Genomic DNA, 11,329 nt, shown 5'->3' on the forward strand with positions numbered 1-11,329 from the left:
TCCATATTCTTCTTGAAAGCATTTGCGCCGCCCACCCAGACGTCGCCCCGACGACGCTCCCCTTGACTGCGGCCCCATGGACGTCTATTTCGACAACACAATGGGCACAGAGTCCTCCCCGCCCACATTGGAGAACCATGAATCACATCCCGTCAGCCGACATGCCCCAGGCCGTGGACGTCAGGCTCCACCTTGGGCAGAGCATCAAAGACTGCCGGTCCGGAGTCCAGGAATTGGCAGAGGGCATTCACGGCAGGCCGGAGTTGTCCTTCCGTGAGGAAGCTGCCTCGGCGTCCATCGCCGGCTTTCTGTCCTCGGCAGGATTCGCCATGGAGCGTGGAACCGGGGGAATACCCACTGCCTTCACTGGCACGATCGGAACCGGTCCGCTCACCGTGGCCCTGTGCGTCGAATACGACGCACTGCCGGATATCGGGCATGGTTGCGGCCACAACCTCATCGCCGGAGCTTCTGTGGCGGCAGCCGTCGCCCTGGCCCCTTATGTAGACACCCTCGGCATCACCCTGAAGGCAATCGGCACACCTGCTGAGGAGCACGGTGGCGGTAAAGCCCTTTTGCTCGAAGCAGGCGCGTTCGACGGCGTCGGGCTCGCTCTGATGGCCCACCCGGGCCACGAGGGAATGACGGCGAATCCCCTAGGAACGAGTTCACAGGCGGTCGGGCGCTACCGTGCAACATTCAGCGGTCAGGCCGCACACGCGGCTGCGATGCCTCATCGCGGAATTAACGCCGCCGACGCCGCAATCGTGAGCCAAGTGGCCATCGGGCTGCTCCGGCAACAAATACCCGGAGATCAGCGGATCGGCCTTTTCATCGCCGAGGCCGGGGCCGCCACGAACATCATCCCCGACCGGGCCGTCGTCGAATTCGAGTGCCGCGCCTTTGCCCTGAGCGATTTCCGCGAGCTTCTCGCGAAAGTGAAGCGCTGCTTCGAGGGCGCCGCCCTGGCAACCGGCACGGAACTGACCATCGAAGCGACCGAACCCCTCTACGAGCCCCTCATCCAGGACACGGAACTGGCAGGCCATTGGATTGGTGCCATGGCGGCGCGGGGCCGGGACGTCTCCGCTCCGGCCCCCGACTACAAGGGCGGAGGATCCACGGATATGGGCAATATCAGCCAGGTCATCCCCAGCATCCATCCAATGTTCAGCGTTCCCGGTGCCGAGGCTCCCATTCACTCTGCAGGATTTACCGCGGCCGCCAACACGCAGGCTGCCTACGAGGTGATGTTCGACGCCGCGTACGGGCTGGCGTTCACGGTTGCCGCTGCCGCTTCGGACCCTGTTCAGAAGGCACGGTTCATCGAGGCTTCCTACGTTCGCAGCACCCACAAAGAGGCAAGGGCATGACTACCTCCACCGGACCGTCCATCGCCGGGCCCCGAATCGCTGTTCCCATCGCTGTCCTTGCGCTGGCAATCGCCGCCTCAGTCCAGCTCATCGGACAATTGAAGATCAATGTCGGGATTGGTTCACTGGTCATCTTTCCCATGGTCTGGGGCCTGCTGGCCGGCCTCGTCCTCTCAGTCCAGAAGATCAAGCCGATCCCCATGAAGCTGCAGAAGGCAGCTTCCGCTCTTGCAGCGGCGGCGGTCATGCTGCTGGTTGCCCGGCTGGCCTTCGACATCGGCCCCAGCCTGCCCAAGCTCATCCATGCAGGCCCGGCCCTCCTTCTCCAAGAAACAGGGCACATGCTCGGAACCATCGTCCTGGCGCTCCCGCTCGCCGTTTTGCTTCGCATGGGCAAAGCCACTGTTGGTGCCACGTTCTCCATTGACCGCGAATCGGCATTCGCCATGGTTTCCAACCGCTTCGGAGCGGACTCCGACCAATATCGCGGCGTCCTGGCCATGTACGTCTTCGGAACGCTTTTCGGCGCCCTGTACATCACCCTGGTGACGTCCATCGTCGCGAACTGGAAGATCTTCGACCCCTTGGCCTTGGCCATGGGCGCCGGCGTCGGTTCCGGATCGATGATGGCGGCGTCCGCAGCGAGTATCGTCGCCGCTTATCCAGCGGACAAAGACGCGATCCTTGGCATGGCGGCAGTCTCCAATCTCATCACCAGCCTCCTGGGGGTCTACGTCGGAATCTATGTGGCGCTTCCCCTGGCTGATCGCTTCTATCGCTTCCTCACCCGCAACCGCTCACTTGTCGCAGTTTCCGAGACTGTTTTGGTCGGCCAAACAGGTTCCGGAACGGCGTCCGGGGCAGCCCCTGCGGTGGATGACGATAACGCTTCATTCCGCGAGGAAGTGGCAGAATCGACTGCGCACGTTGCCATCCCCCTGCGGCTGTCGCTCAGTGTTCTAGCTGTCCTCGGACTAGCCACGGCCTTCGTGGCCGCGAAGGGATTCAGTTGGGAAATCGTCGGCGGATACACCGTCATGATCGCCCTCCTGCTCGCAGGAACGGCATTGGAGAAAGTAACCAAGAAGGTATCAGCGATCATCTGGGTGACCACCATCGGAGCCTACATCTCCAGCCCTTGGTCGCCCCTGGCTGAACCGCTCCACCGGCTCGTCGGCTCGGTTGACTTCCTGTCCATCACCACGATCGTGTTGACGTTGGCCGGCCTTTCGCTGGGCAAGGACTTCAGCCTGCTACGTCGCATCGGGTGGAAAATCATTCCCGTGGGGCTCGTGGCAATCACGGCATCGTTCCTACTCTCCTCCCTCATTGCCGAGTTCACGCTGGGCTTCTGGAGGTAAGTGCGGCACTCTCCCTGCCACGGCAAGGGTTGCCGGCGCCCCGAGGCGTCGGCAGCCCTTGCCCGCTTCGTGTATTCAATAAGGGAACCGACATGGCTGTTGGCGTCTTCGATCTTTTTTCCATTGGGCCTGGCCGAAGTCATGGGCGGCTCCCCGGGACAGGTGGAGAACGCGGCCGAGATCGCGATGGAACACAACCTGGGCCTGACCTGCGATCCGATCGGCGGGCTCGTGCAGATCCCCTGCATCGAGCGCAACGCGATCGCCGCGGCCAAAGCCATCAACGCCGCGAAGATGGCGCTCTGGGGCGACGGCACGCACCGGGTGTCCCTCGACGAAGTCATCGTGACCATGCGGGAGACCGGCAAGGACATGTCCTCCAAATACAAGGAAACCGCCATGGGAGGCCTCGCCGTCAACGTCGTGGAGTGCTGAGGGGCCTTTCGCCCTCAACAACCGACCAGTTTCGCCCCTGATACTGCCGCGCCGGCCCGGAACCACGCGCCCGGACCGGGAACCCGCGTCAAAAACAGTAGATCGTTGAGGAGGCCACCCTCCAAGCGGGATCCCGAGCAATTGACTCATTCGAATATATGTTCGAAAATTGAAGCATGCCTTCTCGCCTGACTTCCGCCTCGCCGGCTTTGCTGCGCGATGACTTGCAGGCGAAAATCCACCTGATGCAGGGCAAACGCGGCAGTGAAAGATCCCTGCCCGTCCTCCCCTCGCTCAGCAGGCTTCTCCCGGGCGGGCTTCGCCCGGGTGCGGCATATTCCATCCAGGGATCCATGTCACTGGCCATGGCATTGTTGGCCGGCCCCTCACTCAACGGCTCTTGGTGCGGGGTGGCAGGGCTTCCTGACTTCGGGGTCGAGGCGGCCGCAGGTTTCGGCGTTGCGCTTGATCGGCTGGTGCTGGTGCCTGACCCCGGGGCCAGCTGGACCCCGGTGATCGCCGCCATGGCGGACGTACTCTCGGTAGTGCTTGCATGCGCCCCGGAAAGAGTCGCACCTGCCGAGGCCGCCCGCTTGGGAGCCAGGCTCCGTGAGCGGAGTTCCGTCCTGCTTGTCTTGGGACCATGGCCGCAGAGTGAAGCCGTCCTACAGGTGAATGGATATGAGTGGGCCGGGCTCGGGCAGGGCCATGGACATTTCGCCAAGCAGGAGCTCGAGCTCGAAGTCGCTCTGCGGGGCAGTTCCCGCAGGGCATCCGTGGATCTTGCAGACAGCGGTCCGGTAGATCTGTCCCGCCATCGGATGGGGGCATGATGCTGTTTCAGCTTGAAACCCCGGTGCGCGCGTTGGTGACATGGTTCCCGGATTGGCCTCTCGTCGCCGCCCGCTTGGCAGATGCCCTGCCCCCGGACGTCCCTGCGGCAGTCATCGGCCAAGGTGTCATAGCAGCCTGCTCCGCGGAAGCACGCGCAGAAGGGGTCGTCCGGGGCTTGCGGTTGCGGGAAGCGCAGACCCGTTGTCCCGACTTGGTGGTATGCGCCGTTGATCCGGTGCGGGATGCACGGGAATTCGAATCTGTGCTCTCGTCGCTCGAGGAACGGGCTCCTGGCGTGGAAGTACTCCGCCCGGGCCTCTGCGCTATCCGGGCCCGTGGCGCCGCCAGATATTACGGCGGCGAGGAAGCGGCCGCCGGCGCTGTCCTTGAATCAGCCGACCGCCTCGGCGTGGAGGCCCGGGTAGGGATCGCCGACTCCGTGTTTGCTGCAGAGCAGGCAGCCCGGAGCACCAGCGAGCTCTCCCCCCTTCTTGTGCTGCCGTCGGGTTCCTCCCGGGATTTCCTGAGTCCATTTCCCGTGGAGGTACTGGGACAGCCGAAGCTGGCTTCCTTGCTCAAACGCCTTGGCATTCTCACCTTGGGGAGTTTCGCGAACCTTCCCATTGCAGATGTCCGTGCCCGTTTCGGTGCTGCCGGAATCAGTGCGCACGCTTTGGCAACCGGCCAGGATCCTCGCAGGGTGATCCCCCGGAAGCCCCCACGGAAACTGGATCAACGGGCGGAGTTCGAACCGGGCCTGGACCGGGTTGACCAACTCGCGTTCCAGCTCCGTTCCACGGCAGACACCTTCGTGGCCGGACTCCAGACGGAAGGTTTGGTCTGTACGGAACTGAGGGTTCTGATCACTGACGAGGAAGGGAGCCGCTCCGAACGGACGTGGGGGCACCCCCGCCACTTCACAGCCAGCGACGTCGTGGACAGGGTGCGCTGGCAGCTTCAGTCACAGCCCCCCGCCAACAACAGAATGCCCGACGGCGGCATAACCGGCGGCGGGCTGTCCTCACCGGTCACCCGGGTAGAGTTCGTCCCCGTCCGGGTGGATTCGATCGCCCATCATGGGCGCGCTCTCTTCGGAGATGGAGCCGAGGAGCAGATTCATCACGGACTCAGCCGGATCCAAAGCATGCTCGGACATGAAGCAGTAGTAGTGCCTGCGATCTCCGGAGGTCGCTTGCTGGCCGAGCGGCGCCGCTTGGTTCCTTGGGGAGATGCCTTGCCGGCGGGAACGGCTGCCCTGGCCTCCAGGCCGTGGCCCGGCAGGATTCCAGACCCACAGCCCGCCACGGTGTTCGCTTCCCTCATCCCGGTCCTGCTGCTCGATGCGGACAAGGAAAAAGTCCGCACGGACCATCGCGGCGGATTGATTGCCCCACCAATATGGTTCTGTCCCACGGGAGACCCCGCACGACGGCGACTGGTGGCTCAGTGGGCGGGCCCCTGGCCGCTGCGGCAGAGATGGTGGGACGCCGATCACCGCCTTGAAGCGGACCGGTTCCAGCTTGTGGACGGCAACGGAGAGGCTTGGCTCCTTCTCCTGGACGAGCAGAACTGGTGGGCAGAGGCCCGCTACGACTGAACGCCAGAGTGGAACACCAAACTTTTAGGCAGGAAGACAAAGATGGCTTGGAACAACCCATCAATTCCATGGTCGGAGTTCGAACGCACGCTGTCAGACCGGCGCGCGCCGGACACACACAAAACCACAGGCGACGGCGGTGACAGCCCCGCTTGGTCAAGGAAACGCGGGCCTTACCGTCCGGTCCCCCTCGATCCCGCGAGGACCGCATCCCGGGCGGGTGCCGCCGTCGTGCCTTATGCCGAACTGCACGCGCATTCGCACTACAGCTTCCTGGACGGAGCTTCCTCGCCCGAGAAATTGGTGGAGGAAGCAGTCCGGCTGGGCCTGCATGCCCTTGCACTGACCGACCACGATGGCTTCTACGGGATCGTGCGAATGGCGGAAGCCGCCGAAGCCTACGAGCTGAAGACAGTGTTCGGTGCTGAGCTGTCGCTCGGGCTCAGCAAACCCCAACAAGGCGAAGCCGATCCTGAAGGCGATCACTTGCTCGTCCTCGCCCGTAAGGAAGAGGGCTACCACCGGCTGGCAGGGGCGATGACCACCGCACATCTGGCTGCTGATGCGGAAAAGGGCCACCCCATCTACGATCTCGATACCCTGGCGCACGCCCTCAAAGACCATTGCCTGGTACTGACCGGCTGCCGCAAAGGCTCAGTCCGGAGAGCCCTCCTGAGCGATGGCGAGCAAGCCGCTGCCCGTGAGGTGGGTGCCTTGATCGAGAGATTCGGGCGGGGAAATGTGGTGGTGGAGCTCTTCGATCACGGGAATCCCCTCGATAGCAGCCACAACGACGCCCTCGTACGTATCGCCGACCGCGCGGGCATACCTTTCATCGCTAGCAACGCCGTACATTACGCCGCTCCGGAGGGATACCCGCTGGCCACAGCCATGGCAGCCGTCCGGGCACGCCGCAGCTTGGAGGACTTGGATGGGTGGCTACCCGCAAACAACGGCGCCCATCTGCGGGGCGGTTCCGAGATGGCGGCGAGGTTCGCCCGCTACCCCGGCGCGGTCGAACGGACTGTCGAGATCGCCGATGAACTGGCCTTCCAACTGCGGGCCGCCCGCCCGAAACTCCCGAAGCTCGATGTTCCCGAGGACCACAGTCCTATTACCTGGCTCCGGCACCTCGTCGACGAAGGTATCAAGGAAAAGTACCCGGACGCCGACGAACGGGTCCATCGCCGGATCGAGCAGGAACTCGCAGTGATCGAGGCGAAGGACTTCCCTGGCTATTTCCTGATTGTGCACGACATCGTGCAGTTTGCCCGTTCCCGCGGCATCCTCTGCCAAGGCCGGGGTTCCGCGGCGAACTCGGCCGTCTGTTATGCGCTGGGGATCACCGCCGTCGACAGTATCTTCTACAACCTTCCGTTCGAGCGGTTCCTCTCCAGCCTCCGCGAGGAAGAACCGGACATCGACGTCGATTTCGACTCGGACCGGCGCGAAGAAGTCATCCAATACGTCTACGGCAAATACGGACGGTTCAACGCGGCCCAGGTAGCGAATGTCATCAGTTACAGGCCGAAGAACGCCGTCAGGGACATAGCCAAGGCGCTCGGCTACAGCCAGGGCCAGCAGGACGCTTGGTCTAAGCGGCTCGATCACTGGGGCGATCTCAGCGAGGGCAAGACCAATAACATCCCTGCCCCGGTCCTGGACCTTGCCGATCAGATACTGGGCTTCCCTCGGCACCTGGGCATCCACTCCGGGGGCATGGTCCTCACCGAACGGCCTGTTGGCGAGGTGGTTCCCATCGAGCGTGCCCGGATGGAGAACCGTACGGTCCTGCAATGGGACAAGGACGATTGCGAATGGATGGGCCTGGTCAAGTTCGACCTTCTCGGCCTGGGAATGCTCGCCGCCCTGCAGTACTCCTTTGACTTGATCGACAAGCATTTCGGTGAGCGCTGGACCATCGAGACCATCCCGCGGGAAGAACCGGCTGTCTACGACATGCTCTGCCGGGCCGACTCGATCGGGGTGTTCCAAGTGGAATCACGGGCCCAGATCAGCACGCTCCCGCGGCTGAAGCCGAGGGAATTCTACGATCTGGTGGTGGAGATCGCACTGATCCGCCCGGGTCCCGTCCAAGGCGGCGCCGTCCACCCGTACATCCGCCGCCGCGCGGGCATGGAAAAAATCACGTATCTTCATCCATTGCTGGAGCCCGTGCTTAAGCGCACATTGGGTGTGCCCTTGTTCCAGGAGCAACTCATGCAGATGGCAGTTGCCGTGGGTGGCTGCACTGCCGAAGACGCGGATCTGCTCCGTCGCGCGATGGGTTCCAAACGCGGCCGGGAGAAGATCGAGACACTTGAGGCCAAGCTCTATGCGGGGATGGCGGCCAACGGGATCAGCAAGGACGACGCCGACGCCATCTACGCCAAGATCCAGGCCTTTGCGAACTTCGGTTTCGCGGAATCCCACTCCTTGAGCTTCGCTGTATTGGTCTATGCAAGCTCGTGGCTGAAGCTGCACTATCCTGGCGCATTCCTCGCGTCCCTGCTTCGGGCACAACCCATGGGCTTCTACTCCCCGCAAACCCTCGTGGCGGATGCCCGCAGGCATGGCGTCCACGTGTTGCGTCCGGATGTTCTCCGTTCCCTTGCCGAAGCAACCCTTGAAGTGCTCGACGAGGCTACAGAGGACCCAGGCCTGGTGGGCGGGATGGATTCCTGCCTGGACTTCCACCAGCCGAAGATCGGCCTCTTCCAGCAGGATCAACCACGCGAAGACCACCTGCACCGCCGGGATGGCTCCCATGCGGTGCGGTTAGGGCTCGACGGCGTCACATCCATCGGGACTGAGGTGGCGAAACGGATCGTCGCCGAGCGTGAAGAGCATGGCCCCTACCGGGACATGGCGGATCTGTCCCGTCGCGCGAATCTCAGCGCAGACCAGTTGGAGGCACTCGCGTCGGCCGGCGCACTCGATTCGCTGGGAATGAACCGCCGCGAAGCACTGTGGCAGGCCGGCGATGCTGCCCTGGAGCGGGAAGGGCAATTGCCAGGGACCCACGTCGCCGTCCAGCCGCCACTGCTGCCTGAGCTCTCCCCCCTGGAAAATGTCGCCTACGACATGTGGGCAACAGGAATCAGTACCGATGACCACCCGATGCGCCATGCTCGGGGCGGCCTGGATTCCAGGGGGGTGCTACGGGTGGACCGGCTCTCCCAGGTCGAATCCGGCACGCGCGTTGAGGTGGCCGGCGTCGTAACCCATCGCCAACGCCCCCAGACCGCGCAAGGGATCACCTTCGTCAATCTGGAGGACGAGAGCGGCATCCTCAACGTCATCTGCAGCGTTGGCCTCTGGAAGCGGCACCGCCGCGTAGCCCGGGAATCATCCGCGCTGATCATCCGTGGTTTCCTCGAACGCTCGCCGGAAGGCGTCACCAATCTCGTGGCAGACAAGCTGGAACCCTTGGGCTTGACAGTGAAGTCCAGCTCCCGTGACTTCAGGTAGCTAGGAGTGCCGCACGAGCGAGTTCCCGGTCGTGTTCATCCGGGAGGGGCACGTGTTGGCCTTTACTCAGGACCGTGATGCCAGAATCTGTCACGTTGTAGCCGCGCAGTCGATCCCGGTCCGGATCCAGACCGATGGTTGCGCCAGCCGGAACACTGATGTTCTTGTCCAGGATGGCCCGCTTGACCACGGCCCCTTCGCCGATGGTGACGTTGTCCAGCAGCACCGAGTCAATAACGCGTGCACGATTGGAAATGAACGCATCGTTGGAGAGCACCGAATTCTCCACGACGCCGCCTGACACGATGACGCCGCTGGAAACGATTGAGTCCTGGGCCATTCCGACAGTGTCGCCGTCCCCGCGTACCATCTTGGCCGGAGGCGACGTGCTCTGCCGTGTGTAGATCGGCCAATCGGAATTGTAAAGATTGAACACTGGTTCCGGTGAGATCAAGTCGAGGTGAGCCTCGAAGTATGAGTCGATGGTGCCGACGTCGCGCCAATAGTTGCGGTCACGGTCCGTGGACCCTGGGACATCGTTGCTTGAAAAGTCGTAAGCGAACGCTTCACCGCGGGAAACGAAATAGGGGATGATGTCGCCGCCCATGTCGTGCTTCGTGTCTTGCCGCGTGGCGTCGTGCTCAAGCGCAGCCACCAAGGCATCGGTGTCGAAGACGTAGTTCCCCATCGATGCCAGGAACTGGGAGGGATCGTCAGCAAGTCCGCGTGTCCTAGCCGGTTTTTCCACAAATGCGGCGATCCTCTTGGCCATGCCGTCGCTCGCATTGTCGAAACTGTCGGGTTCCTCGACCTCGATCACGCCGAACTGGTCGGCCATGGTCAGCGGTTGACGCACGCCTGCCACAGTGGCTTTTGCACCGGAGATGATGTGGCTGCGCACCATTTGCTCGAAGTCCATCCGATAGACGTGGTCAGCGCCCACTACGACGACGATGTCCGGACGCGCGTCTTCGATGAGGTTGAGCGACTGGTAGATCGCATTGGCGCTGCCCAGGAACCAACTCTTGCTGACGCGCTGTTGGGCTGGCACCGAAGCGACATAGTTGCCCAATTGCGCGGACATCCGCCACGTTTCTGAAATGTGGCGATCCAAGCTGTGGGACTTGTACTGGGTCAGCACCACAATCTGCCAATAGCCTGAGTTAGTCAGATTGGACAGGGCAAAATCGATCAGTCGGTAACTCCCAGCGAACGGAACCGCTGGCTTGGCGCGATCTCCGGTCAGCGGCATGAGTCGTTTTCCCTCACCACCGGCCAGCACAATCGCCAGGACTTTCTTCGAAGCCATCATCACTCCCTTGTGTTTACTGTTGGCTTTGGATCTGCTCACCCTGCGCTAGCGATAACGCTCAGGATGGTGTGCGCACCCCCACTGCTTGACCGGCAGCGGGGGTGGCGATTTGTCAGGCGTTGACGATCAGGCCCAGTTCGGCCTTGGACGCCAGGGAGGGGTGCTTCGGGAACACCCGGACGGTATAGCCGAAGGATCCGGAGCGGTTGATCAGGATGGAGCCGGTGAACAGGTGGCGCCCGTTGCCAAGGTCCTCTGCTTCGGTCAACTCCACTAGGGCTACGTCCTCGAGCGCGTCTCCGTCCTGAGCCCGCCCATACGCCACTTCCACCGACACGTCCTCGGGCGTGAGCTCATGGAGGGAGATGTAGGCGTTGACCTGGAGTGTGTCGCCGATCTGTGGCTCCTCGGAGACGCCGACGGAATCGACGTGTTCCACGATCAACTGTGGCCAGGCATTGCGGATCTTGGTGATCCAGGCTGCCAGTTCCTTCGCTTCCTTGAACGAGGCCGTTCCCGCCTGCCTTCCGGCGACAGCTGCCGGACGGTACAGCATGTTGACGTAGTCCTGGAGCATGCGTTCGGCCGAGACTGCCGGGCCGAGGTGGGCCAGGGTGTGCTTGATCATGGAGACCCAGTGCGTCGGGATGGCCTCCGGGGCGGACTGGGAGGGACCTGCGGCGCCGGCGTGCTCGGAGACCGTGGAGCCGTAGAAGCGCGGGGCCACCTGGGTCTCGAGGAGCTCGTAGAGGGCGGCGGCCTCGATGTCGTCGCGTTCGCCGGGGGACGCGTCGTTGTTGGCGGTCGGGATCGCCCAGCCGTTCTCGCCGTCGTACATCTCATCCCACCACCCATCCAGCACGGACAGGTTCAGCGAACCGTTGATGGCCGCCTTCATGCCCGAGGTGCCGCAGGCTTCCAAGGGCCGGAGCGGGTTGTTCAGCCA

Annotated in this window: 5 protein-coding genes and 3 pseudogenes; 6 read left to right on the forward strand and 2 right to left on the reverse strand. The window is 63.1% G+C overall.

Going from position 1 to position 11,329, the window contains the following annotated elements; translation table 11 throughout:
- The first annotated feature begins 137 nt into the window (after nucleotides 1–137).
- The 6 genes and pseudogenes from HNP00_RS02705 to HNP00_RS02730 all read left to right on the forward strand — a co-directional run bounded on the left by HNP00_RS02705 (nucleotide 138) and on the right by HNP00_RS02730 (nucleotide 9,071).
- Nucleotides 138–1,373 carry an amidohydrolase gene (locus HNP00_RS02705; protein ID WP_260404719.1) on the forward strand — a complete coding sequence of 412 codons (1,236 nt, stop codon included), beginning with the start codon at nucleotides 138–140 and terminating at the stop codon, nucleotides 1,371–1,373.
- Nucleotides 1,370–2,734 carry a DUF3100 domain-containing protein gene (locus tag HNP00_RS02710; protein WP_184735578.1) on the forward strand — a complete coding sequence of 455 codons (1,365 nt, stop codon included), beginning with the start codon at nucleotides 1,370–1,372 and terminating at the stop codon, nucleotides 2,732–2,734. Before HNP00_RS02705 ends, HNP00_RS02710 begins: the two co-directional genes overlap by 4 nt.
- Nucleotides 2,735–2,860: 126 nt before the next feature.
- Nucleotides 2,861–3,169, forward strand: a pseudogene (locus HNP00_RS02715) (L-serine ammonia-lyase, iron-sulfur-dependent, subunit alpha); the annotation flags it as partial.
- Between the two features lie 176 nt (nucleotides 3,170–3,345).
- Entirely contained in the window at nucleotides 3,346–4,002 is a 657-nt protein-coding gene (locus HNP00_RS02720; RefSeq protein WP_184735580.1) for a hypothetical protein, read from the forward strand.
- On the forward strand, nucleotides 3,999–5,600 hold the full coding sequence (locus HNP00_RS02725) for a DNA polymerase Y family protein (protein WP_184735582.1): 1,602 nt from the start codon (nucleotides 3,999–4,001) through the stop codon (nucleotides 5,598–5,600). Before HNP00_RS02720 ends, HNP00_RS02725 begins: the two co-directional genes overlap by 4 nt.
- 42 nt (nucleotides 5,601–5,642) lie before the next feature.
- The gene (locus HNP00_RS02730; RefSeq protein ID WP_184735585.1) at nucleotides 5,643–9,071 is read left to right on the forward strand and encodes an error-prone DNA polymerase; all 3,429 of its coding nucleotides are present in this window, start codon (nucleotides 5,643–5,645) and stop codon (nucleotides 9,069–9,071) included.
- Here HNP00_RS02730 and glgC read toward each other — a convergent pair.
- Nucleotides 9,067–10,422: pseudogene (gene glgC, locus HNP00_RS02735) on the reverse strand (glucose-1-phosphate adenylyltransferase); the annotation flags it as partial. The gene HNP00_RS02730 and the pseudogene glgC overlap by 5 nt on opposite strands.
- A 73-nt stretch (nucleotides 10,423–10,495) precedes the next feature.
- A pseudogene (locus HNP00_RS02740) lies at nucleotides 10,496–11,329 on the reverse strand (DUF3417 domain-containing protein); the annotation flags it as partial.

It is taken from the genome of Arthrobacter sp. AZCC_0090 (genome assembly GCF_014207375.1).
Taxonomy (GTDB): domain Bacteria; phylum Actinomycetota; class Actinomycetes; order Actinomycetales; family Micrococcaceae; genus Arthrobacter.